Consider the following 25,825-nt stretch of genomic DNA (forward strand, 5'->3'; position numbering starts at 1 on the left):
CTTGTTTTAAGAAAAATATTAAGTAAAAAATGAATTATTTACAATATTATCCCATTGATGTGGTAAATGGAGAGGGGACAAGATGTACCCTTTTTGTTAGTGGTTGCACGCACTATTGCAAAGGGTGTTACAACCAAAAAAGCTGGTCTTTTGATGCTGGCATTTTGTTTGATGAGACAATGGCACAGCAAATTATCAACGATCTCAATGATACTCGGATTAAACGACAAGGCTTAACCCTTTCTGGTGGCGACCCCTTACATCCAAGAAATATTGAAACCTTATTACCTTTGGTAAAACGTGTCAAAGCAGAATGTAAAGGTAAGGACATTTGGGTTTGGACAGGCTATCAATTAGCAGAGTTAGATGATTATCAGCGTCAAATGTTACCCTATATTGATGTACTGATTGATGGTAAATTTATTCAAGATCAAGCCGATCCAAGCCTAATTTGGCGAGGATCAGCTAATCAAGTTATTTATCGTTTTAATGATAGTCATTAAATAATAAATTGTCTTAAAATTCAAACTAATCCCAATTTTCAATCACTTCACTAGCTTCTAATAGTGATTTAACAAAAGTTGTTTTTTCTTTTAAATGATCGGGCATATTGTGATATTCACCTTCTCCGTGTTTATTTTCTACTAAAATTAAACGACAACCCGCATCATAACCTGCTTGCATATCTCGTTCATAATCGCCAATAAACACCGCTTCATTTGGCTCAACATTAAAATGAGCTAACAATTCTAATAGCATTCCTGGATTTGGTTTACGGCGAGGATCGTTATTGTCAAAACTCGGACAATAAACGATTTTATCAATATCGCCCCCATTCGCACGTAATTCTTTCAGCATTTTATCGTGAATGGCATTTAAATCAGCGACAGTAAAACGTCCACGATCAATATGTGATTGATTAGTAGCAATCGCTGTGATGTAGCCTGCTTTTTTGAAGTTTGCTATTGCTTCAATTACTCCATCAATAAATTCAAATTCATCAGGATTTTCTACCCATTTTAGCTCTTTATTAATAACACCATCACGGTCTAAAATGATTAATTTCATAACAAATCTCACTCTTTAACATTTAATAACATTATTTTTTGTCAATTGTATCACAAAAATGATATTTTTTGTTGAAAATAGTGTTTTTTTTATTTATATTGTAGTCATAAAACACACAAATTAGTTTTTTTAAAAATTTTAACACTCGTTATTATAATTGGCATAAAAATGAAAAAATTACCTGTACAACGTAGAGCAGAAATTTTAAATTATTTACGACAAGGTGTTATGTCTTCTCCAATACAACTTGCGGAGTTATTTGGTGTTTCGGTTATGACGATTCACCGTGATCTTAAACAATTAGATGCTGAAGGATATTTAAGCAAACAACACGGTGGAGCTGTTATTAATCAAAGATATTTCTTGTCTGCTAGTATGGAAAAGAGAACAACAATACATACAAAAGCAAAACAAGTAATTGGAAAATTTGTAGCAACAAAGCTTATTGATCCAAATATTGATTCTATTGTGATTGATTCTGGTTCAACTACTTTGGCATTAGTGGAAAAATTACCCGATACGCCGATGACAGTAATGGTAAATGGAGTTGAATATTTAGCTATTTTAGCCCAGCATAAACAAACAAGTGTTTATTCTTTAGGGGGCAGATTAAATTCCAACATTATGGCTTTTGAAGGATCTGTGGCTTGCGATATGTTATCCAAATGTCATTTTACTAAAGCTTTTATTGGTACAAATGGTATTGATTTGGATGCAGGTTTTTCTACTACAGACACTGCTAATGCACAATTAACACGACTAATGGCACAGCAAGCCAAAGAAGTTTATGTTTTGGCGGATCTCTCTAAATTTGGTCAATGTGCCTTTGCTTCTTTTATGAACTTTGAAGATATTACTGGAATAGTAACAGAAAAAGGGGTCTCCGAAGAATTTCGTACTATTCTGAAACAAAATAATGTACAACTTTTTGAGGTAGAAAATGATGAATGTTAATCCAATTCAACAACGTATCAACGACCACAAAGCCACAGGTAAAGGTGGAGTGGTTTCTGTATGCAGTGCAAATCCTGATGTAATTATTGCCGCTGCAAAATTAGCTGAGCAGTATCAAGATTTATTGCTTGTTGAATCCACATCAAACCAAGTGGATCAATTTGGTGGCTATACAGGAATGAAACCTGTTGAATTTGTTGCTTATGTGAAAAAACTCTTAAAAGAGAATAACCTATCAGATGAAAAACTTGTGTTAGGTGGCGATCATCTAGGTCCTAATGCGTGGCAAGATTTAGATAGTGTTACTGCGATGAATCATTCAGAAGAATTAATTCGTCATTACGTAAGTGCAGGGTATCAAAAAATTCACTTAGATTGCAGTATGTCTTGCTCTGATGATCCTGTTCCTTTAACCGATGAAATTGTGGCAGAGCGTGCGGCTCGCCTATGTAAAATTGCAGAAGACACTGCAAAAGCAACCAATCAGCCACACGATATTGTTTATATTATTGGTACCGAAGTTCCAGTTCCAGGTGGTGCACAAGAAGATTTAGATGTTGTTACCCCAACTACACCAGAAGCAGCTCGCACCACTTATCAAGTTCATAAAGCCATTTTTGAAAAACACGGTTTAGGCGATGTATGGTCAAGAATAGTTGGCTTAGTAGTGCAACCAGGGGTTGAATTTGATCATCATAGTGTAGTGGATTATACACCTGAAAAAGCGGACAAATTATCAGCTCTGGCAAATGAATTCCCTAATGCAACCTTTGAAGCACATTCGACTGACTACCAAAAACCGCTTGCTTTCCAACATTTAGTGCGTGATCACTTTGCGATTTTAAAAGTAGGGCCAGCGTTAACTTTTGCATTGCGTGAGGCTTATTTTGCTCTTGATCATATCGCACAAGATATGCAATTAGGAGTATCTTCATTTAAAGCAATCCTTGAAGAAATAATGATGGAAAAACCAAAATATTGGAAAAAATATTATTTAGGTAATGAACAAGAACAACGTATCGCTCGTGCATACAGCTTATCGGATCGTTGCCGTTACTACTTACCAGAACCAAAATTACAACAAGTTATCAGTGAAATGAAAACTGCCTTTGCGGGAAAAACCATTCCATTAGGTTTATTAAAACAATATATGCCTGCGGAATTTGATGCCGTACGTGAAGGTAAAATTAAAGGGAAATTTGAAGATTTAGTACATTTTCATATTCAGTTGGCACTCTTGCCATACTATGAAGCAGCTAAAATTTAAGGGAGCTAAGAACAATGGATTATAAAACATTAAATAGCAATTTATATGAATTAAAACTCGATGGTGCTCAATACACCATCGACGAGGTGGCTCAACAACCAAATTGTTGGCGACAAATCAAGGACTTGTTAGATCAGCAAGATCCTGCGTTATATCAACTTATTGCAAAAACCTTAAACAATCCTACCGCTTACATAACATTCTGCGGTGCGGGAACCTCAGCTTATGTGGGTGATGTATTAGCAGATGCTATTCAGCAATTTGCCAAAGCACGAGTCCGCTCTGTTCCTACTACGGATATTGTAAGTCGTCCTAACTATTATTTTGATTCAGAAAGTGAAGGGATTGTTTTTGCATTTGGTCGTTCAGGCAATAGTGCAGAAAGTGTAGATACCGCAGATAAAGTATCGCAACTTGCACCGAAAGTGCATCAAATAAACGTGACTTGTAACCCAAATGGTGAATTAGCAAAACGTAATGATAGCCACAACCACGTTTGTTTAATGCCACCAGAAACCCACGATAAAAGTTTTGTAATGACATCAAGTTTCTCAACAATGTTGTTATTTACATTCCAATTAGTCAACCGTGCTGCAGGTCGTCCGTTAGCTGATTTAAATTTGGTAGCAGATTGTGCAGAAGACTGGTGTAAGCGGTTACTTTCTTCAGACTTTTTGCAAAAAATTCCAACTTCAGAACGTTTAGTTTATTTAGGTTCTAATACCTTATTTGGTGCAGCAAAAGAGTCTGCATTAAAAGCTTTAGAAATGACAGGTGGAAAAGTTGTCACCCTTACTGAAACTTCTCTTGGCTTTAGACACGGTCCTAAATCTATTGTTGATGAAACCACTACAGCTTGTGTTTTTGTTAGTAATAATGAATACACCTCACGTTTTGACCGTGATATTGCAATTGAATTGCTTTCAGACAACAAATGTAAGCAAGTGATAGTGATTGCAACACAACGTATTGCAGATCAATTATTGCAAAAATTTGGTCACAACTCACCGCTTGAGTTGATTGTTTTACCAGATAATTTGGTTGATGCTGATGATGTATTACTTGCACCACTTGGTGTATTAGTATCTCAAATTATCGGCTTAACATTAAGTGTTACCTTTGATATTTCACCAGATAATCCTTGCCCAACTGGAGAGGTGAATCGAGTAGTTCAAGGTGTTACATTGTACGAATTCAAATAATAAATAACAAAAGGAGGTCGATAATGCCAAATATTTTAGCAACTAGAATTGACAACCGTCTTGTTCATGGACAAGTTGGAATGACTTGGACAAGCTGGTTAGGGGCTAATTTAGTACTTGTTGCAGATGATATTCTTGCAGAAGATAAGGTGCAACAAAATTTAATGGATATGGTGTTAGCTGATGGTGTGCAATCTCGTTACTTTAGTGTTCAAAAGACTATTGACGTGATTCATAAAGCATCACCAAAACAAAAAATATTTCTTGTTTGTCGTACACCACAAACAGTATTAGCCTTAGTAGAGGGAGGTGTTCCAATTACTGCAGTAAATGTGGGTAATCTTCACTTTGCTGAAGGCAAAAAACAAATCGATAAAACCATTAGTGTGACAGAAGACGATATTCGTTGCTTTAAGGCACTGGTGGAAAAGGGTATTCCTTGTACTATTCAAGGTATTCCTGCCGATGCTAAAAAAGACATTTTGTCATTACTTTAATTTTAACTTAATCTTAACTTTTAATTAGGAGAATGCTATGGAAGTTGTTACTGACGTCAGTTTGATGCAAGCTTTACTGATAGCGATTTTTGCAGGTATTGCGGGTATCGATTTATTTAACGTACTTACACATATCCACCGTCCAATTATTACAGGTCCAATTGTGGGTCTAATTCTAGGTAAACCAGAAGCAGGTTTAGTTGCTGGTGCAACCTTTGAATTAATGTGGATGGGACTTGTTCCTCTTGCAGGAGCTCAGCCACCTAACGTGGTACTTGGTGGTATTATTGGTACTGCATTTGCTCTTGTAACAGGGCAAACAGCAGAACAAGCAATTTTAGTTGCTGTACCATTTGCTATCTTTGTACAAATCTGTATCACTTTATTGTTTACCGTTTATTCACCATTAATGAGTGTGGCGGATCGTTATGCAAAAAATCTTAACTTTGCGGGTATTGCAAACCTTAACTATTTAGGTATGACAATCTTGTTCTTCTTCTACTCAATTATTGCTTTTGCAGTAATTTATTTTGGAGCAGAAGCAGCACAAGGTTTTGTTAAATTAATTCCTAAATGGGTAACTGATGGTTTAGGTTTTGCAGGTGGTTTAATGCCAGCTATCGGTTTTGGTATCTTATTGAATATTATGCTTAAAAAACAATATGTTGCTTATTTCATCTTAGGTTTCTTATTGTCAGCATACTTCAAACAGCCATTGCTTGCAATTGCACTAATTGGTTTAGTATTCGCATTAATCGAATTCTTTATCCGTGGAGATGCACCAGCAGAAGGTGGTCATTCAACTGAAACTGAAGAAGAGGGAATTTAAGATGACAGATATGAATAAAACTGTTGATCCAGATGTTTATGAAGATCAAACTAAACAAAAAGTCATTACTAACAAAGATATTTCTAAAATGGCTTGGCGTTCACTATTCTTACAAGCAAGTTTTAACTATGAGCGTATGCAAGCAAATGGTTGGTTATATACTATTTTACCAAGTTTACGCAAAATTCATAAAAATGAAGAAGACTTGAAAAAATCAATGGGAATGCACCTTGAGTTCTTTAATACTCATCCATTCTTAGTAACCTTTATTTCTGGTCTTGTACTTGCAATGGAAGAATCAAAAGAACGTGTTTCAACGATTCGTGCAATTAAAATCTCAACAATGGGACCAGGTGGTGGTATCGGTGATGCGGTATTCTGGTTAACCTTACTTTCTATCTGTGGTGGTGTGGGGGCTTCCTTCTCACTAAATGGTTCTTGGCTTGGTCCTATTTTCTTCTTAGTGGCATTTAACCTTGTACACTTCGGTTTACGTTTTGGTTTAGCAAGCTATGGTTATAAAATGGGGGTTTCAGCCATTGCTAACCTGAAAGAGCAAACCAAACGGCTTGGTCACGCAGCGTCCATTGTGGGGTTAACCGTAATCGGTGCGATGACAGCAAGTTATGTTCGCTTAGAAGCTGGATTACAAATGATTCGCCATGTACCAGGGGTTGAAAAACCTTATATATATACTTTACAAGGCGACTTAATTGATCCAATTATGCCTAAGCTATTACCATTATTATGGACGCTAATGATTTTATGGCGTATTAAGAAAGGGGATAGTGCATTACGTTTAGTAACTTTCACTGTAGTCTTTGGTCTAGTTTGTACTTTAATTCCAGTGTTAGTGAAAATGATGTTCGGTGTTGATATTATCGACCCAGCAGTATTAGCAACACGTATGAGTTAATCTTAGCGAGTAAGTAATAAAAAAGGGGTAAATGATGAGAATCTTTTTCCCCTTTTTCAATTTTAAACAAAATAAACTTTTTATTACGGGAGCAGAATATGACTATCGGTATTATTGTTTGTGGACACGGGCATTTTGCAACAGGGATTACTTCAACATTAGAATTAGTTGCAGGTGAGCAAGAAGATTATAAAGCAGTAGATTTTGATGGAAGTTGTGATTTTGGTGTATTACTCAAGCAAGCCGTTGAAGAATTAAATTGTGAAAAATTAATTTTCTTCACAGATATTCTAGGGGGAACACCATTCAGACAAGCTTCAATGATTGCTGCTCAACGAAAAAATTGTGAAGTTGTGACTGGCACAACAGCACAAATGTTAATTGAAGCTTGCCTAGAAAGAGATGATTATGATAATTTAAGCGATAGTATCAACACGCTTATTGATAGTGCTCGCCAAGGAATAACAAGTTTTGCACTACAAATGAGCAACAATCAAAATAATCAAACCGATGATGACGGTATTTAACTAACGGATGGAAAAATAATGATTTACTATCAAAATGCAGCCATATTTGATGGCAACAACTTATTATATGGGCATAGTTTGGCGGTGGAAGGTGATCGCACTATTGCTGTTATACCTAATGAAAACGTTCCTCAAGATGCTAAAATCATTCAACTAAAAGGTGGAATTCTTACACCTGGTTATGTTGAATTACAAGCAAATGGTGGCGGTGGCGTACTATTTAATGATGAGCCAAATATTGAAGGTTTAAAAACAATTATAGCAGCACACCGTAAATTTGGTACAGTGGCTATATTACCCACTTTTATCACAGACACCCCTGAAAAATTAGAGCAAGGTTTGACCGCTATTCAAGAAGGGATTAAACAAAATTTACACGGCTTAATTGGTGGACATTTTGAAGGTCCTTTTATCAGCTTAGAGAAAAAAGGGACGCACCAACCTGCTTATATTCGCAAACCGACTAAAGAAGACTACGATCGTTATGCAAAAGAAGGGTTAGGCAATAGCCTAGTCACTGTTGCACCAGAACAAGTCCCTGCTGACTTTATCAAGCATCTTGTTGATCACGGTTTCAAGGTAAATGCAGGTCATACAATGGCACAAAAAGAAGATATGTTACGTGCATATAGTATGGGTTTGAGTGGGGTAACACATTTATATAATGCAATGCCACCACTTCAAGGCAGAGAGCCCGCCGTAATTGGTACAGCGTGCACATTAGGCTTATATTGTGGCGTGATCGTGGATGGTGTTCACAGTGATCCATTCTCATTAAAAACGGCTTATAAATTGCTTGGAAAAGATCGTTTACACCTTGTGACTGACAGTATGCACACTATCGGTGTAGAAGGCATTGAATCTTTTGATCTAATGGGACAAAAAGTGTTTGTACAAGGTAATAAATTAGTGAATGAAAATGGTTCACTCGCAGGTGCACACGTCACAATGGAAGAAAATGTGAAAAACGCACTAAAATTTATGCAAGCAAGTGTAGTTGATGTTTTAACAATGGCAATAACTACTCCAGCTAAACATATTGGTCGAGAAGATTTAGCCACTATTATTAACCGAGAAATGCGTGATATTTTGTACTTAGATGATGAATTAAGTTTACAAGAATTACCAAACTAAGCGGTCAGATATTTAAACATATTTGCAAAATGAGACTTACACGACACTATCCCACAAACTGTGTAAGTTCTAAAAATAGGGTTCAGGGTTGTCCTTGAATCCTATCTCCAAAAATAGTCAAAAATTGATTTAAAATCAAGCCTCAATTTCTATCCATTTTGTCCTTTATACCCTATTTTTCACTTTCTTTTAAATACAAAAAAGGCGTAACTATTTCTAGTTACGGCTCTTTCTTCTTATAAAACCCTGATGGTGTCCTACTCTCACATAGGGAGACCCTACACTACCATCGGCGTTACAACTTTTCACTTCTGAGTTCGGTATGGAATCAGGTGGTTCCGCTGCACTATGGCCATCAGGAATATTCTTTTCTGTTAATGTCACTTCTACATAACACTAACTCTATATTCTCTAAATTAAAAACAAGCTTCTACTTTAACTTTCTTAAACTTCAAACTCCAACCTTACAGTCTTCTGTCTTCCGTCCTCTGTCTTCTGAAACAAAAACACTTGAGTGTTGTATGGTTAAGTCTCTCGGGCAATTAGTACAGGTTAGCTCAACGTCTCACAACGCTTACACACCCTGCCTATCTACGTCTTAGTCTCAAACAACCCTTACAATCTTATAGATTGGGAGAACTCATCTCAAGGCTAGTTTCGTGCTTAGATGCTTTCAGCACTTATCTATTCCGCATGTAGCTACCCAGCAATGCTTCTGGCGAAACAACTGGAACACCAGTGATGCGTCCACTCCGGTCCTCTCGTACTAGGAGCAGCCCCTTTCAATTCTCCAACGCCCACGGCAGATAGGGACCGAACTGTCTCACGACGTTCTAAACCCAGCTCGCGTACCACTTTAAATGGCGAACAGCCATACCCTTGGGACCTACTTCAGCCCCAGGATGTGATGAGCCGACATCGAGGTGCCAAACACCGCCGTCGATATGAACTCTTGGGCGGTATCAGCCTGTTATCCCCGGAGTACCTTTTATCCGTTGAGCGATGGCCCTTCCATTCAGAACCACCGGATCACTATGACCTACTTTCGTACCTGCTCGACATGTCCGTCTCGCAGTCAAGCTTGCTTATACCATTGTACTAACCTCACGATGTCCGACCGTGATTAGCAAACCTTCGTACTCCTCCGTTACTCTTTGGGAGGAGACCGCCCCAGTCAAACTACCCACCAGACACTGTCCGAACACCCGTTTCGGGTGCTTCGTTAGAACATCAAACGTTAAAGGGTGGTATTTCAAGGTTGACTCCATAACAACTGGCGTTGCTACTTCTAAGTCTCCCACCTATCCTACACATTAAAATTCAAGGTTCAGTGTCAAGCTATAGTAAAGGTTCACGGGGTCTTTCCGTCTAGCCGCGGGTACACCGCATCTTCACGGCGATTTCAATTTCACTGAGTCTCGGGTGGAGACAGCCTGGCCATCATTATGCCATTCGTGCAGGTCGGAACTTACCCGACAAGGAATTTCGCTACCTTAGGACCGTTATAGTTACGGCCGCCGTTTACTGGGGCTTCTATCAGAAGCTTCTCTTTCGATTACATCATCAATTAACCTTCCAGCACCGGGCAGGCATCACACCCTATACGTCCACTTTCGTGTTTGCAGAGTGCTGTGTTTTTAATAAACAGTTGCAGCCAGCTGGTATCTTCGACCGGTTCAACCTTCACCCGTAAAGGGCTACAATCTACGCCGGCGCACCTTCTCCCGAAGTTACGGTGCTATTTTGCCTAGTTCCTTCACCCGAGTTCTCTCAAGCGCCTGAGTATTCTCTACCTGATCACCTGTGTCGGTTTACAGTACGATTTATAATAACCTATGCTTAGTGGCTTTTCCTGGAAGCGTGGTATCAGTTACTTCATCTCCTTAGAGATTCGTCATCACTTCTCGGTGTTATACAGAATTCCGGATTTGCCTAGAATTCCCACCTACCGGCTTAAACAGGGATATCCAATACCCTGATAACCTAACCTTCTCCGTCCCCACATCGCAGTTATTACAAGTACGGGAATATTAACCCGTTTCCCATCGACTACGCTTTTCAGCCTTGCCTTAGGGGTCGACTCACCCTGCCCCGATTAACGTTGGACAGGAAACCTTGATCTTCCGGCGAACGAGTTTTTCACTCGTTTTATCGTTACTTATGTCAGCATTCGCACTTCTGATACGTCCAGCAAACCTCTCGATTCACCTTCATCCGCTTACAGAACGCTCCCCTACCCAACAGGCGTATCACAAATATTCCTCAATCCTTACTTTATTCCAACTCGACGTATGGAACGCTTGGACGTCTTTCACTTCGTGAAAGCCGTCAATCGTAAATTATAAGGCGTATTTGTGATACGCCTGATGCCGCAGCTTCGGTGCTATATTTGAGCCCCGTTACATCTTCCGCGCAGGCCGACTCGACTAGTGAGCTATTACGCTTTCTTTAAATGGTGGCTGCTTCTAAGCCAACATCCTAGCTGTCTAAGCCTTCCCACTTCGTTTCCCACTTAATATAGACTTTGGGACCTTAGCTGGCGGTCTGGGTTGTTTCCCTCTTCACGACGAACGTTAGCACCCGCCGTGTGTCTCCTGAGTATCACTCTTTGGTATTCGGAGTTTGCATCGGGTTGGTAAGCCGGGATGGCCCCCTAGCCGAAACAGTGCTCTACCCCCAAAGGTGTCAGCTCAAGGCTCTACCTAAATAGATTTCGGGGAGAACCAGCTATCTCCCGGTTTGATTGGCCTTTCACCCCCAGCCACAAGTCATCCGCTAATTTTTCAACATTAGTCGGTTCGGTCCTCCAGTTAGTGTTACCCAACCTTCAACCTGCCCATGGCTAGATCACCGGGTTTCGGGTCTATACCTTGCAACTAAACGCCCAGTTAAGACTCGGTTTCCCTACGGCTCCCCTATTCGGTTAACCTTGCTACAAAATATAAGTCGCTGACCCATTATACAAAAGGTACGCAGTCACAACTCGAAGTTGCTCCTACTGCTTGTACGTACACGGTTTCAGGTTCTATTTCACTCCCCTCGCAGGGGTTCTTTTTACCTTTCCTTCACAGTACTTGTTCACTATCGGTCAATCAGGAGTATTTAGCCTTGGAGGATGGTCCCCCCATCTTCAAACAGGATATCACGTGTCCCGCCCTACTTATCGTTAGCTTAGTTCCACAATTGTATTTTCAGATACGGGATTATCACCCTCTTTGATTGAGTTTCCCAACTCATTCTCTTAATACTAATGCTAAAACTAACTGGCTCTTCCACTTTCGCTCGCCGCTACTCACAGAATCTCGGTTGATTTCTTTTCCTCGGGGTACTTAGATGTTTCAGTTCTCCCGGTTCGCTTCAATGACCTATGTATTCAGTCATTGATAATAGGTTCTTCACCTATTGGGTTTCCCCATTCGGAAATCTTGGAATTATCACGTTTCTTATCAACTCTTCCAAGCTTATCGCAGATTAGCACGTCCTTCTTCGCCTCTGATTGCCAAGGCATCCACCGTGTACGCTTAGTCACTTAACCATACAACCTCAAGTATTCTTAAAATAAATCAAAGAAAACCTAACGTTGTTACATTAAACAACTCAAGTTCGTATGTTGCTTTTGTTCAACATACTATTTTTTAGTTTCTTACTCAGACTTCTTCTCAAAAAACAGCCACTTTAACAAATTACAGTTTTAATTCCTGTCATCTGTCTTCCATACTCTGTCTTCTGAACTTGAAAGTCTTCAGTTTTCAGCTTGTTTCCAATTTTTTAAAGAACAAATATAACAAAACACTTAACGTGCTTCATCATTGCTAAATCAACTTATAAATATAAAATTTACTAACTATTTATTACTTATAAATTTACTTAGCAATGATGAATTGGTGGAGATAAGCGGGATCGAACCGCTGACCTCCTGCGTGCAAGGCAGGCGCTCTCCCAGCTGAGCTATATCCCCAATACATCACTATCATTTCTAACCACACTCAATGAGTGGTGGGTCTGAGTGGACTTGAACCACCGACCTCACCCTTATCAGGGGTGCGCTCTAACCACCTGAGCTACAGACCCAGAAATGATGTCTTTTGTCTCTTTTGTCTCTTATTCCTCTATCAAACAATCTGTGTGAGCACTCATTGTCGCTTATTCAGGTAAGGAGGTGATCCAACCGCAGGTTCCCCTACGGTTACCTTGTTACGACTTCACCCCAGTCATGAATCATACCGTGGTAAACGCCCTCCCGAAGGTTAAGCTATCTACTTCTGGTACAACCCACTCCCATGGTGTGACGGGCGGTGTGTACAAGGCCCGGGAACGTATTCACCGCGACATTCTGATTCGCGATTACTAGCGATTCCGACTTCATGGAGTCGAGTTGCAGACTCCAATCCGGACTTAGACGTACTTTCTGAGATTCGCTTACCATCGCTGGTTCGCCGCCCTCTGTATACGCCATTGTAGCACGTGTGTAGCCCTACTCGTAAGGGCCATGATGACTTGACGTCGTCCCCACCTTCCTCCAGTTTATCACTGGCAGTCTCCTTTGAGTTCTCAGCATTACCTGCTAGCAACAAAGGATAAGGGTTGCGCTCGTTGCGGGACTTAACCCAACATTTCACAACACGAGCTGACGACAGCCATGCAGCACCTGTCTCATAGTTCCCGAAGGCACAAGACTATCTCTAGTCTCTTCTATGGATGTCAAGAGTAGGTAAGGTTCTTCGCGTTGCATCGAATTAAACCACATGCTCCACCGCTTGTGCGGGCCCCCGTCAATTCATTTGAGTTTTAACCTTGCGGCCGTACTCCCCAGGCGGTCAATTTATCGCGTTAGCTACGGGCGCCAGGCTTAAAGCCCAACCCCCAAATTGACATCGTTTACAGCGTGGACTACCAGGGTATCTAATCCTGTTTGCTACCCACGCTTTCGCACCTCAGCGTCAGTCTCTCTCCAAGGGGCTGCCTTCGCCTTCGGTATTCCTCCACATCTCTACGCATTTCACCGCTACACGTGGAATTCTACCCCTCCCTAGAGGACTCTAGTCGCCCAGTCTCAAATGCAATTCCCAAGTTAAGCTCGGGGCTTTCACATCTGACTTAGACAACCGCCTGCGTGCCCTTTACGCCCAGTTATTCCGATTAACGCTCGCACCCTCCGTATTACCGCGGCTGCTGGCACGGAGTTAGCCGGTGCTTCTTCTGCGACTAACGTCAATGTTTGCACCTATTAGATACAAACCCTTCCTCATCGCTGAAAGAACTTTACAACCCGAAAGCCTTCTTCATTCACGCGGCATGGCTGCATCAGGGTTTCCCCCATTGTGCAATATTCCCCACTGCTGCCTCCCGTAGGAGTCTGGACCGTGTCTCAGTTCCAGTGTGGCTGGTCATCCTCTCAAACCAGCTAGAGATCGTCAGCTTGGTGAGCCTTTACCTCACCAACTACCTAATCTCACTTGGGCTCATCTCGTGGTATATGGTCCGAAGATCCCATACTTTAATCTTTCGATATTACGCGGTATTAGCTACAGTTTCCCGTAGTTATCCCCCTCCACAAGGCAGATTCCCAAGCATTACTCACCCGTCCGCCACTCGTCAGCAAGAAAGCAAGCTTTCTCCTGTTACCGTTCGACTTGCATGTGTTAAGCCTGCCGCCAGCGTTCAATCTGAGCCATGATCAAACTCTTCAATTAAAAGTTTAATCGCTCAATAAACTGACATAGAATTTTTATTAAATAAATTTTCAGTGACACTTATTAAGACTTCTTTATTTCAAATATTTTTTTCAAATAAGTCAATCAACAAGTGCCCACACAGATTGTCTGATAAATTGTTAAAGAGCAAAAAACAACGACGCACCTAGCAAAATCTTTCACAACAGTGCGTCATTGTGTGTGGCGTATTATAGAGATTTTTAAAGGCGACGCAAGTACTTTTTGGAAAAATATTTAATTTTTTTGCTATCCGATGTTTTTTAATTCAATTTGTAGATTTTTTGTAAAAATTATAGAAGATCTAACCGCTTAAATCCTTTTTTTATCATTATCATTTCGTGATTTTTTTTACTTTTTGTGACTTGAGTACAGTAAGATATGTTGTCAAAAGCCTTTTTATTTTCTATTTTTTTACTTTTTAATAAAAATTCTACTCTGTTTGCAATGGCTTTTCCTGAATCGACAAAGTTTTTTACATTTGGAAGAAGTAGTTGCAACTCTTTTTTTACCACTGGAAAATGCGTACAACCCAATATAACCGTATCTAATTCTAAATTTCCCTGCCAAGGAATTATGATTTTTTGTAATTCATTTATATCAACATTATTTGTTTTCATTTTTTCTTCAGCTAATTCTACAAGATCTGTTGAACCAATTTTTTCTATCACACATCCTTTTGCATACTTATCAATAAGATCTTGAACATAAGATCGATTAATTGTCCCCTTCGTAGCAAGCAAGCCTATTACTTTTGTTTGTGAAATCTGTGCTGCTGGTTTTATCGCTGGCACAGTCCCGACTACATCTATATCAAATTTTTCTCTTAATATTGGTAACACCACTGTACTCGCTGTATTACAAGCCACGACTATCAAATCAAGCGGTAACTTATCTATCACTTTTTGCACTATTTTTTCTGCTCTTTGTATTAATTCTATTTCTGTTTTTTCAGAATAAGGAAAGTAAGCATTATCAAAACAATATATATAGTGAGCATTCGGTAGCTTTTTTTGAATTTCATCATAAATGGTCAATCCTCCCATTCCTGAATCATAAATTAAAATTGTTGGTTTCATATTATTTTTATAAAAAGAGGTTGTTGCACGTAATACTACTCTTTTATTTTATTGCATTCAAATTGAGTGTATAGCTTTCATTCAATAAAATAATATGCTTTAATTAAATTTAAAGTTTTAATAACACAACACTTACAACAATAAAACAAACAGGAGAATGATATGAGTAACTATTTTAATACATTAAATTTACGTCAACAGTTAGATCAATTAGGTCACTGCCGTTTTATGGAGCGTGATGAATTTGTTAATGGTGTAAATATTTTAAAGGGTAAAAGAATTGTCATTATTGGTTGTGGAGCTCAAGGTTTAAACCAAGGGTTAAATATGCGTGATTCTGGTTTAGATATTAGTTATGCCTTACGCCAAGCAGCTATTGATGAAAAACGTTTATCTTTTCAACGAGCAACTGAACATAAATTTCAGGTTGGTACTTATGAGCAATTGATTCCTACAGCTGATTTAGTCATTAACTTAACACCTGATAAACAGCACTCCAGTGTAATTGCAGATATTATGCCACTAATGAAACAAGGTGCTTCTCTTGGTTATTCACATGGTATGAATATTGTAGAAGTGGGTGAAAAAATTCGTGATGATATTACTGTTGTGATGGTCGCACCAAAATGTCCAGGGACAGAAGTTCGTGAGGAATATAAAAGAGGCTTTGGTGTGCCAACATTAATTGCGGTTCACCCTGAAAATGATCCTAAAGAAGAAGGATTTGAAATTGCCAAAGCTTGGGCGGTAGCAACTGGTGGTCATAAGGCAGGCGTATTAGAATCTTCATTTGTAGCTGAAGTAAAATCAGACTTAATGGGTGAACAAACTATTCTTTGTGGAATGTTACAAGCTGGTTCTATTGTTTGTTATAACAAATTAGTAGCTGAAGGTAAAGATCCTGCCTATGCGGGTAAATTAATTCAATATGGTTGGGAAGTGATTACTGAAGCCTTAAAACAAGGCGGTATTACTTTAATGATGGATCGCCTTTCTAACTCAGCAAAATTACGTGCTTTCACCTTATCACAAAATATTAAGCAACATTTTGCACCTCTGTTTGAAAAACATATGGATGATATTATTAGTGGTGAATTTTCAGCAGCAATGATGCAAGATTGGCAAAATAATGATGCTAATTTATTAAAGTGGCGTGAAGAAACAGGGAAAACAGCCTTTGAAAATGCACCTGATGGCAGTAACATTCAGATTACTGAACAAGAATACTTTGATAATGGCATTCTTATGGTAGCAATGATTAAAGCGGGTGTTGAATTAGCTTTTGATACTATGGTTGCAACAGGTATTTATGAAGAGTCTGCTTATTATGAATCGTTACACGAATTACCATTAATTGCGAATACGGTTGCTCGTAAACGTTTATATGAAATGAATGTCGTTATTTCTGATACAGCTGAATATGGTAACTATTTATTTGCGAATGCTGCTGTTCCTTTATTTGAACAATATATTATGCCAACTTTAGTAAAAGGTGATTTAGGTGAAGCTACACCAGAAATAGAAATTGATAATATAACATTGAATGCAGTAAATGATGCTATTCGCCAACACCCTATTGAATTTATTGGTAAAGAATTACGTAGTTATATGACTGATATGCAACGTATTGCATCAAATGGTTAATGATATTATAAGTTCTAAGATATGGAGATAAAATGACACCATCCTTATTTTCAAGTACAGATTATGTAAGAGCTGTATTACGTTCTAATATTTATGATTTAGTTCAGGTTACCCCTTTACAAAAAATGGAAAAAATATCTGAACGCTTGAATAATCGTATTTTTATCAAACGAGAAGATCGTCAAGCAGTGCACAGTTTTAAGTTGCGTGGTGCTCACGCAATGATTTCTTCATTATCTGATGCACAAAAAAAAGCAGGTGTGGTTGCCGCTTCAGCAGGTAATCACGCTCAAGGTGTTGCTTTTTCTGCTAAATATCAAAATATTCGATCTATTATTGTTATGCCAGAAAGCACGCCAGCCATTAAAATTGATGCTGTAAAAGGCTTTGGTGGTGAAGTTCTGCTACACGGGGCCAACTTTGACGAAGCAAAAGCAAAAGCCATTCAACTTTCTAAAGAAATGAATATGACTTTTATCCCTCCTTTTGATCATCAAAAAGTTATTGCAGGACAGGGAACTATTGGATTAGAACTATTACAACAAAATGCCGATATTGATCGTATTTTTGTTCCCGTTGGTGGAGGCGGGATTGCTGCGGGGATTGCCGTTTTTATAAAGAAAATGTTGCCAGAAGTAAAAGTAATAGGAGTAGAATCAAAAGATTCTGCTAGTTTTTATAATGCATTAAAAGTAGGTAAGCCTGTAGATTTAGAAAATGTTGGTTTGTTTGCTGATGGTGTAGCTGTTAAACGCATTGGTGATGAAACATTTCGCCTTTGCCAAAAACATCTAGATGATGTTGTTTTAGTTAATTCTGATGAAATCTGTACTGCAATGAAAGATATTTTTGAAAATGTCCGAGCTGTACCAGAGCCTTCTGGAGCTGTTTCATTAGCTGGATTAAAAAAGTATGTTACTCAGAATAACATTCAAGATGAAACCCTTACCTGTATTCTTTCTGGTGCAAACTTAAATTTTCACACTTTACGTTATGTCTCTGAACGCTGTGAACTTGGTGAAAAACAAGAAGTTTTATTAGCAGTTACTATTCCAGAGAAAAAAGGCAGTTTTTTACGTTTTTGTCACTTATTGGGTGATCACCGAGTAACAGAGTTTAATTATCGTCACGGCGATGATAATAATGCCTGTATTTTTGTTGGAATTAGAGTAAAAAATGAAACAGAAACAAATACAATTATAAAAAACCTACGTAAAGGCGGGTATGATGTTGCAAATTTATCTGAAGATGATACCGCTAAAACACATATTCGTTATATGATAGGGGGACACAGTCCCAATTTAAAATCAGAAACGTTATATTCTTTCGAATTTCCCGAACAAAAAGGGTCATTGTTACGCTTTTTACAAACCCTTGGTGCATATTGGGATATTTCTTTATTTCACTATCGTTCACACGGTGTAGATTATGGTGATATATTAGTTGCTTTTGTACTAGATGAAAATGATAAAGTTCTATTTAAAAAACACTTGGATGTGCTGGGGTATCGCTATAAAAATGTGAACAATAGTTTAGCTTATCACTATTTTTTAAGATAAAAATATAAAAAAGGGTTTGATTTATACAAAAAATATGTTATTTATAAAGTGTCTAAATAAAGAACACAACTTTTTTTAATAAAAAATAATTGGAATTTGATATGTCAACTAACTATCGCTTCATTAACATTATCGTCCTCATCGTGATTATTTCACAATGGGGCGAGTGGTTTTGCAAAAAAATAAGATAGATAGTACAGACATATAATTTTAGCAAAAACCCTCGTTAACATAACGAGGGTTTTTTTATAACTAATTTAAAATACAGAAATAGGTGGGAAAATGAATGGGGCAAACTTAATAATAGAATGTTTAAAAGCACATCAAGTGACAACCATATTTGGCTATCCTGGTGGAGCAATAATGCCAGTATATGATGCTCTTTATGATTCAGGTTTAAAACATCTACTTTGCCGTAATGAACAAGGTGCAGCGATGGCAGCTATTGGCTACGCTCGTTCATCAAATAAAGTAGGCGTTTGTATTGCTACCTCAGGACCGGGTGCAACAAATTTAATTACTGGATTAGCTGATGCCTTATTAGATTCTATTCCTATGGTCGCTATTACAGGGCAAGTAGGATCATCATTAATGGGAACAGATGCTTTTCAGGAAGTTGATGTAATAGGACTTTCTCTTGCTTGTACTAAACATAGCTTTATTGTACAAAATATCGAAGAATTACCTCAAGTATTAGCAGAGGCTTTTCAAATTGCTCAAAGTGGTCGTCCTGGTCCTGTTTTGATTGATATTCCAAAAGATATTCAAATAGCAGAAACCACCGCAAAAGCCTTTTGTTTGGAAAAAGAAGAACCCAAACACCAACAGGTTGAAAACTTAACCTATGCAAAACAGTTAATTAACCAAGCAAAAAAACCAATACTCTATGTTGGTGGAGGTGTTGGAATGGCAAAAGGGGTTGAAGCGGTACGATCTTTTATAAAATTTGCAAATATTCCCTCTGTTGCTACTTTAAAAGGTTTAGGCGTCATACCACCTGATCATCCTCTTTATATGGGAATGTTAGGAATGCACGGTACTAAAGCCGCTAATTATGCGGTTCATCATTGTGATTTATTAATTGTATGCGGTGCGAGATTTGATGATCGAGTTACAGGTAAACTTGATACCTTTGCTCCAGAAGCTAAAGTTATTCACATTGATATTGATGCAGCAGAAATAAATAAACTACGTCAAGCTGATGTTCAATTAAAAGGTGACTTAATTCAAGCTGTTGATGAATTGACATTATCTGTCACAAAACAACCTCTTTTAATTGAACAATGGCGTGATAAAGTACTTTATTTAAAATCACAATATGATTTCCAATATCAAGATAATCAAGGAGAAAGGGATATCGATCCTTGGGCTTTATTAAATACCTTATCTCAAAGAAAAAATAACAATGCCGTTGTAGTAACAGATTTAGGACAACATCAAATGTGGTCTGCTCAACATATGCAGCATTATGCACCTGAAAATCACATTACTTCTGCAGGACTTGGTACGATGGGATTTGGCTTACCCGCAGCTATTGGGACTAAAAAAGCACGCCCTAATGATGATGTTATTTTAATCTCTGGTGATGGCTCATTTATGATGAACGTACAAGAGTTGGGTTCAATCAAGCGAGCAAATACCCCTATCAAAATAGTGTTATTAGATAATCAACGCTTAGGTATGGTTCGTCAATGGCAAACATTATTTTTTGACGCTCGTCATAGCGAAACAATTTTAGATGATAATCCTGATTTTGTGACCTTAGCTAGTGCTTTTGATATAAAAGGTGAACGTATTGAAAAAGCCAGTGAAGTGAGTGATGCAATTGATCGTTTGTTACAAAGTAAAGAAGCCTATTTATTGCATATTTGTATTCCTAATGGAGAAAATGTATGGACTCTCGTACCACCAAATAAGTGCAATTTAGAAATGATTGAATCTGATAATTAATAATAAAAAAAGGAGTGAAAATGCAACACTATCCATTAACTATCCAAGTCAATAAACGCCCAGAATCTCTTGAACGTTTATTACGAGTTATTCGTCATCGAGGGTTTGAAGTTGTTACCTTAAATGTTGAAAATACATCAGAAGTGATAAACTTTGATGTAACTGTACAAAGTGAAAGAGCCATTGATCTATTAAAAAATCAATTAATTAAATTGCCTGATGTACTAAAATTAAACTAATCATAAAAACGATTTGATTTAAGCGGTTAGATAAATACAAAAATTTGCAAATTTTTGATTACAACCTACCGCTTCCTTTTATTATAAGATGTGGAGTAAATATAAAAATGCCTAAATTACGTTCAGCAACCAGTACACAAGGTCGCAATATGGCAGGGGCAAGAGCTTTATGGCGAGCAACAGGAATGCAAGAAAATGATTTTGGAAAACCCATTATTGCGGTAGTCAATTCTTTTACCCAATTTGTACCCGGTCACGTTCATTTAAAAGATATGGGACAATTAGTTGCAACAGAAATTGAAAAGGCAGGAGGGGTTGCAAAAGAATTTAATACTATTGCTGTTGATGATGGTATTGCAATGGGGCATAACGGAATGCTGTATTCACTACCTTCTCGTGATTTAATTGCAGACAGTGTGGAATATATGGTCAATGCCCATTGTGCTGACGCAATGGTCTGTATTTCAAACTGCGATAAAATTACTCCGGGAATGTTGATGGCAGCAATGCGATTAAATATTCCGACTATCTTTGTTTCAGGTGGTCCAATGGAGGCAGGAAAAACCAAATTATCTGATCAAATTATAAAATTAGATTTAGTTGATGCAATGATTCAAAGTGCCGATGAAAATGTCTCTGACTCTGATGTTGATATTATTGAGCGTAGTGCCTGCCCAACTTGTGGTTCTTGTTCTGGTATGTTTACCGCCAATTCAATGAACTGTTTAACAGAGGCATTGGGGTTAAGTTTACCCGGTAACGGATCTTGTTTAGCAACTCATAAAGATCGTAAATCACTGTTTTTAAAAGCTGGAAGCCAAATTGTTGAAATGTGTAACCAATACTATAATAATGATAATACTTTTATGTTACCTCGCTCTATTGCAAACCGTGATGCCTTTGAAAACGCAATGTGTTTAGATATTGCAATGGGAGGATCAAGTAATACCGTACTCCATTTATTAGCTGCAGCACAAGAAGCTGAAATTGATTTTACTATGCGTGATATTGATCGCCTTTCTCGTATTGTTCCTTGTCTCTCTAAAGTTGCCCCCAATACAAAAAAATATCATATGGAAGATGTCCATCGAGCTGGTGGCGTAATGGCTATTTTAGGAGAATTAGACAGAGCAGGTTTATTACATAATCAAACAAGAACAGTATTAGATTTAACATTAAAAGAACAATTAAATCAATATGATATCATTCTTAATAAAGATGAAGCACTACACAAATTTTACCGCTCAGGTCCTGCTGGTATTCGTACTACTAAGGCATTTTCACAAGATTGCCGTTGGGACAGTGTTGATGATGATCGTCAAAATGGTTGTATCCGCTCTAAAGAATTTGCTTATAGCCAAGAAGGAGGATTAGCGACCCTTTACGGTAATATTGCTCAAGATGGTTGTATTGTAAAAACAGCAGGTGTTGATGAATCTATTTGGACATTCAGTGGTAAAGCCATTGTTTTTGAAAGCCAAGAAGAAGCAGTAGACGCTATTTTAGGTAAAAAAGTACAAGCAGGGCATATTGTAGTAATCCGTTATGAAGGACCAAAAGGTGGTCCCGGTATGCAAGAAATGTTGTATCCAACCAGTTATTTAAAATCAATGGGATTAGGAAAAGCCTGTGCATTATTAACAGATGGACGCTTTTCAGGTGGAACATCTGGTTTATCCATTGGGCATTGCTCCCCTGAAGCCGCCTCTGGTGGTATAATTGGATTAGTTAAAAATGGGGATATTATTGAAATTGATATTCCAAACCGCTCTATTACATTAAAAGTTTCTGATAAAGAATTGCAACAACGTAGAATAGAACAAGATCGTAAAGGTTGGAAACCTAAAAATCGTCAGCGTGATGTTTCTTTTGCATTGAAAGTCTATGGACATTTTGCAACATCAGCAGATAAAGGAGCAGTACGTAATAAAGCCTTATTACCTGACTAATAAAAATTTTTCATCAAAGGAATAAAACAACTTGTTTAAACAACTTAGAAATAAGTAGATTATAAAAAATAAGTTGCTTAGTTCTTTTTAACTTTTATAATGTCCACAATATTAATAAGGATTTAATTTATAGAAAGGAAGAAAGAATGAAAAGAATATTGGTGTTATTGGCTTGCTCTTTATTTTCTCTTAACAGTTTTTCTCATCCTCATTCGTGGATTGATGTTAAAAATAATGTGTTAATTGAAGAGGGAAAACTCATTGGCTTTCAAATGGAATGGACACTTGACGAAATGGCATCTTCCTCGTTAATTTATGAAATGAAAGTCAGTGAAAATAAACTTGAAACAAGAAAAGAAATAACCAAAGATATGCAAAATACGGCTATTTCTAATCATTATTTTAGTTACTTGTATGATGAAAACAATCAACCTATAAAATATACAACAAAACCTAAAAATACCTATTTTGAAATTAAAAATAACCAAGTTATTTTCCATATTACATTTTACTTAACTAACCCTCAAGAAGTTAAAAATAGACGTTTTAAACTGTTTACTTATGAACCAAGTTATTATATTTCAATGAATTATGAAGATAGTAATGCCTTGTTACTGAGTGATGTTGATCGTCTTTGTAAATTAGAATTAAAAAAACCTCAAATAAATGCGGATCTTAAAGAATACGCTTCCAATTTAGATAAAAGTGATAACCCTGATAAAAACTTATCATTAGGAGCTCAATTTGCTCAAGAGGTTGCCATTGTATGCAAAAAATAATGTTTAAACTTGGGTTACTAGCGATTGGATTTTTAATTATTTTTGCAATTTATGAAATATATCCTTATTTATTGTTTAAAATTTTAAAATGGCAAAAAGTTTTTAATCAAGAAATATCACATACTCTTCTTCAAATAAAAAATAATCCACAAGCAGGTTGGATATTGATTTATATGAGTTTTTTATATGGTGTTTTTCACTCATTAGGACCGGGACACGGCAAATTTATTTTAAGTAGTTATCTTTCTTTTGAAAAAACAAAACTTACTCAAGCAATACGTCTCACATTACTTTCATCTTTTGCTCAAGGTATTGTAGCAATTATGTTGGTATCCATTGTTGTAGTAATTTTCACGCTCTCTCGTCATTACTTTAACTATACTGTAAAACTCTTTGAACGAGGTAGTTTTATTGTAATGATTTTATTTGGATTATATTGGTTGAAAACGACATTGGTAACATTAAAGAAACAATACGATACAGATAAAAAACCAGTTACATTTAATTTGCAAAAAATAACAAAAATCGTACCGCTTAAAACTCAAAAATTATCAATAATTGCTTCACAACCTCATCAATATACTGAAAATTGTGGTTGTGGTCATCAGCATTTACCTAATGCAAATCAATTAGCAAAGGCAAAAGATTGGAAAGCACAATTAATGATTATTTTAAGCATTGCCAGTCGTCCTTGTTCAGGTGCAATTTTAGTACTGTTTTTTTCTTATACCCTAGATTTGTATTATTGGGGAATTATTTCTGCATTAGCAATGGCTTTTGGTACAGGGCTTACCTTAACTTTATTTGCACTTATTGTATTGTTTGCTCGCAATAAAGCCATTTATTTAAGTAAGTGGTATATATCCATACAAACAGGTAAAAAGTGATAATTGGATTAAAAATTATTGCTGCAGTTTCTATTATCATTTTAGGTATTACATTGTTACATAGCAGTTTTTTAAGTATAGGAGGAACTAATGGAATAGTATAAACGTATAATTTTATTTAATATATATGATAAAAAATCACATATTAATATAATTAAATGCGTTTATAATAAAAACAAATAAGGATAATTTTTAGTTACTTTTCAAGGAATTTAGAAAATTTAAATTTTAAATTTATGGAGACTAATATTATGTTAGAAATTATTGTTGCTCTAGCTGTTACGTCTGTTGTTGCTTACTTTGTATTAAAAGGCTACAAAGCCCAAGCAATACTTATTTTTGGCGGTATTATTCTAATGCTTGCTTCTATCCTATTAGGCAAAGGACTTCCATTACCTGAAGGTAAATCAACAGGCTCAACGTTTTTAGATATTTTCCACTTTATTAAAATAACCTTCTCTTCCCAAAGTGCTGGATTAGGATTGAAAATTATGGAAATCGCTGGGTTTGCTTTCTATATGCACGAAATTGGTGCTTCCGCTTCTTTGGTTAGAGTATTAACAAAACCGCTTGAAAGAGTGAGACATATGCCTTATTTATTTATGGCTCTCTGCTTTTTTGTAGGTGAATTTTTATCTATCTTCATCACCAGTGCATCAGGATTAGGTGTGCTTTTAATGGTAACTCTTTATCCATTAATGCGTGGTGTTGGCTTAAGCCCTCTCACTGCTTGTGCCCCTATTGCAACTGCAGTTGCGGTAGAAATGGGACCTGCTCAAGGGAATGTAAACTTTGCTGCTGAATTAATTGGTATTGATGTGGTTGAATATGTAGTTAATTACCAAATTTTAGTGGCTGTTGCAGCTTTAGCTGTTATTGCATTTTTACATATTGTTGTTCAAAAATATTTTGATAAAGCTGAAAATTATCAACATAGCGATAATATAGAAGATGTTCAAGTTGATGAAAAAAAACAACAAGATTTAGAAAAAGCCCCTACTTCTTACGCAATATTACCAATCATTCCTTTAGTCCTTATTTTTATGTTTAATAAATTAACTATTAGTAGCATAAAAATGGACGTCACCACTGCAATGTTAGTTTCTATTGTTATCGCATTATTATTTGAATACTTTACACTCGGCAATGCGAAAAAAGTAGTTAACTCTGTACAAATATTCTTTGATGGAATGGGTAAACAGTTTGCAAATGTTGTAACCTTTATCGTGGCAGGTCAAACTTTTGCTCAAGGTCTTAAAACTATTGGTGTAATTGATATTATTATTGAAAGTGCTAAAACTGCTGGTTTTGGACCCGTCGCAATGACCATTGTGATGGTATCTATTATTATGGTGACTTCTGTATTAATGGGTTCAGGTAACGCGGCTTTCTTCTCTTTTGCAAACTTAGTACCGGGAATTGCAGCTAAAATGGGAATTGCCCCTGTTATGATGTTATTGCCAATGCAATTTGTGGCAGGTTTAAGCCGTAATATTTCACCTATTGCACCAAATATGGTAGCGATCGCAGGGGTTGCTAATGTGTCTCCATTTGCTTTAGCAAAACGTACTGCTATCCCAATGCTTGGTGGTATTATTATTTCAACCCTTGTTAGTATTATGACTTTCTAGGAG

Annotated in this window: 18 protein-coding genes, 2 tRNA genes, 3 rRNA genes and 1 pseudogene; 17 read left to right on the forward strand and 7 right to left on the reverse strand. The window is 37.2% G+C overall.

Annotated elements, in window-relative coordinates; all coding sequences use genetic code 11:
- Positions 1 to 29: 29 nt before the first annotated feature.
- A complete protein-coding gene (nrdG, locus tag KGI96_RS09220) occupies positions 30 to 503 on the forward strand; it encodes an anaerobic ribonucleoside-triphosphate reductase-activating protein (RefSeq protein WP_211599192.1) in 474 nt (157 codons plus the stop codon).
- Between the two features lie 25 nt (positions 504 to 528).
- On the opposite strand, the gene KGI96_RS09225 is transcribed toward nrdG, so the two are convergent.
- The gene (locus tag KGI96_RS09225) at positions 529 to 1,068 is read right to left on the reverse strand and encodes a D-glycero-alpha-D-manno-heptose-1,7-bisphosphate 7-phosphatase (RefSeq protein WP_211599193.1); all 540 of its coding nucleotides are present in this window, start codon (positions 1,066 to 1,068) and stop codon (positions 529 to 531) included.
- 168 nt (positions 1,069 to 1,236) lie between these two features.
- Here KGI96_RS09225 and KGI96_RS09230 point away from each other — a divergent pair, with 168 nt between their 5' ends.
- From KGI96_RS09230 to nagA, 8 genes are all read left to right on the forward strand, one after another.
- Positions 1,237 to 2,022 carry a DeoR/GlpR family DNA-binding transcription regulator gene (locus KGI96_RS09230; protein ID WP_211599194.1) on the forward strand — a complete coding sequence of 262 codons (786 nt, stop codon included), beginning with the start codon at positions 1,237 to 1,239 and terminating at the stop codon, positions 2,020 to 2,022.
- Positions 2,009 to 3,289 (forward strand): class II D-tagatose-bisphosphate aldolase, non-catalytic subunit, encoded by a 1,281-nt coding sequence (locus tag KGI96_RS09235; RefSeq protein ID WP_229577157.1) that lies wholly within the window; start codon positions 2,009 to 2,011, stop codon positions 3,287 to 3,289. The genes KGI96_RS09230 and KGI96_RS09235 overlap by 14 nt, the downstream gene beginning before the upstream one ends.
- A gap of 14 nt (positions 3,290 to 3,303) precedes the next feature.
- Entirely contained in the window at positions 3,304 to 4,491 is a 1,188-nt protein-coding gene (locus KGI96_RS09240; RefSeq protein ID WP_211599195.1) for an SIS domain-containing protein, read from the forward strand.
- Positions 4,492 to 4,514: 23 nt separating this feature from the next.
- On the forward strand, positions 4,515 to 4,988 hold the full coding sequence (gene agaV, locus KGI96_RS09245) for a PTS N-acetylgalactosamine transporter subunit IIB (protein ID WP_090921364.1): 474 nt from the start codon (positions 4,515 to 4,517) through the stop codon (positions 4,986 to 4,988).
- A 37-nt stretch (positions 4,989 to 5,025) separates the two neighbouring features.
- A complete protein-coding gene (gene agaW / locus KGI96_RS09250; protein ID WP_211599196.1) occupies positions 5,026 to 5,817 on the forward strand; it encodes a PTS N-acetylgalactosamine transporter subunit IIC in 792 nt (263 codons plus the stop codon).
- 1 nt (position 5,818) lies between these two features.
- Entirely contained in the window at positions 5,819 to 6,733 is a 915-nt protein-coding gene (locus tag KGI96_RS09255; protein ID WP_211599197.1) for a PTS system mannose/fructose/sorbose family transporter subunit IID, read from the forward strand.
- Between the two features lie 98 nt (positions 6,734 to 6,831).
- Positions 6,832 to 7,260 (forward strand): PTS galactosamine/N-acetylgalactosamine transporter subunit IIA, encoded by a 429-nt coding sequence (gene agaF / locus KGI96_RS09260; RefSeq protein WP_211599198.1) that lies wholly within the window; start codon positions 6,832 to 6,834, stop codon positions 7,258 to 7,260.
- 18 nt (positions 7,261 to 7,278) lie between these two features.
- A complete protein-coding gene (gene nagA, locus KGI96_RS09265; RefSeq protein WP_211599199.1) occupies positions 7,279 to 8,394 on the forward strand; it encodes an N-acetylglucosamine-6-phosphate deacetylase in 1,116 nt (371 codons plus the stop codon).
- A gap of 244 nt (positions 8,395 to 8,638) precedes the next feature.
- Here nagA and rrf read toward each other — a convergent pair.
- From rrf to murI, 6 genes are all read right to left on the reverse strand, one after another.
- Positions 8,639 to 8,754, reverse strand: a 5S ribosomal RNA gene (gene rrf, locus KGI96_RS09270).
- Between the two features lie 161 nt (positions 8,755 to 8,915).
- Positions 8,916 to 11,929: ribosomal RNA gene (locus KGI96_RS09275) — 23S ribosomal RNA — on the reverse strand.
- Between the two features lie 347 nt (positions 11,930 to 12,276).
- Positions 12,277 to 12,352 (reverse strand) — tRNA-Ala (locus tag KGI96_RS09280).
- Positions 12,353 to 12,388: 36 nt separating this feature from the next.
- Positions 12,389 to 12,465: transfer RNA gene (locus KGI96_RS09285), tRNA-Ile, on the reverse strand.
- Between the two features lie 81 nt (positions 12,466 to 12,546).
- Positions 12,547 to 14,087 (reverse strand): 16S ribosomal RNA (locus KGI96_RS09290).
- Together the 16S, 23S and 5S rRNA genes with 2 tRNA genes alongside form the textbook arrangement of a ribosomal RNA operon.
- Positions 14,088 to 14,398: 311 nt before the next feature.
- Positions 14,399 to 15,184 carry a glutamate racemase gene (gene murI / locus KGI96_RS09295; RefSeq protein ID WP_211599168.1) on the reverse strand — a complete coding sequence of 262 codons (786 nt, stop codon included), beginning with the start codon at positions 15,182 to 15,184 and terminating at the stop codon, positions 14,399 to 14,401.
- Between the two features lie 162 nt (positions 15,185 to 15,346).
- Here murI and ilvC point away from each other — a divergent pair, with 162 nt between their 5' ends.
- The 8 genes and pseudogenes from ilvC to dcuC all read left to right on the forward strand — a co-directional run bounded on the left by ilvC (position 15,347) and on the right by dcuC (position 25,822).
- A complete protein-coding gene (gene ilvC / locus KGI96_RS09300) occupies positions 15,347 to 16,828 on the forward strand; it encodes a ketol-acid reductoisomerase (RefSeq protein ID WP_211599167.1) in 1,482 nt (493 codons plus the stop codon).
- 32 nt (positions 16,829 to 16,860) lie between these two features.
- Positions 16,861 to 18,387 (forward strand): threonine ammonia-lyase, biosynthetic, encoded by a 1,527-nt coding sequence (ilvA, locus tag KGI96_RS09305; RefSeq protein WP_211599166.1) that lies wholly within the window; start codon positions 16,861 to 16,863, stop codon positions 18,385 to 18,387.
- A gap of 282 nt (positions 18,388 to 18,669) precedes the next feature.
- Positions 18,670 to 20,337 (forward strand): acetolactate synthase 2 catalytic subunit, encoded by a 1,668-nt coding sequence (gene ilvG / locus KGI96_RS09310; protein WP_211599165.1) that lies wholly within the window; start codon positions 18,670 to 18,672, stop codon positions 20,335 to 20,337.
- A gap of 20 nt (positions 20,338 to 20,357) precedes the next feature.
- Entirely contained in the window at positions 20,358 to 20,576 is a 219-nt protein-coding gene (ilvM, locus tag KGI96_RS09315) for an acetolactate synthase 2 small subunit (protein WP_211599164.1), read from the forward strand.
- A 107-nt stretch (positions 20,577 to 20,683) separates the two neighbouring features.
- Positions 20,684 to 22,525 (forward strand): dihydroxy-acid dehydratase, encoded by a 1,842-nt coding sequence (gene ilvD, locus KGI96_RS09320; RefSeq protein ID WP_211599163.1) that lies wholly within the window; start codon positions 20,684 to 20,686, stop codon positions 22,523 to 22,525.
- A gap of 146 nt (positions 22,526 to 22,671) precedes the next feature.
- The gene (locus KGI96_RS09325; RefSeq protein ID WP_211599162.1) at positions 22,672 to 23,304 is read left to right on the forward strand and encodes a DUF1007 family protein; all 633 of its coding nucleotides are present in this window, start codon (positions 22,672 to 22,674) and stop codon (positions 23,302 to 23,304) included.
- A pseudogene (locus tag KGI96_RS09330) lies at positions 23,292 to 24,295 on the forward strand (nickel/cobalt transporter). Before KGI96_RS09325 ends, KGI96_RS09330 begins: the two are co-directional and overlap by 13 nt.
- Positions 24,296 to 24,442: 147 nt before the next feature.
- Positions 24,443 to 25,822 (forward strand): C4-dicarboxylate transporter DcuC, encoded by a 1,380-nt coding sequence (dcuC, locus tag KGI96_RS09335; RefSeq protein ID WP_211599160.1) that lies wholly within the window; start codon positions 24,443 to 24,445, stop codon positions 25,820 to 25,822.
- Positions 25,823 to 25,825: the final 3 nt, after the last annotated feature.

The sequence above is a fragment of the Phocoenobacter atlanticus subsp. cyclopteri genome, assembly GCF_018343795.1.
In the GTDB taxonomy this organism is placed as follows: domain Bacteria; phylum Pseudomonadota; class Gammaproteobacteria; order Enterobacterales; family Pasteurellaceae; genus Phocoenobacter; species Phocoenobacter atlanticus.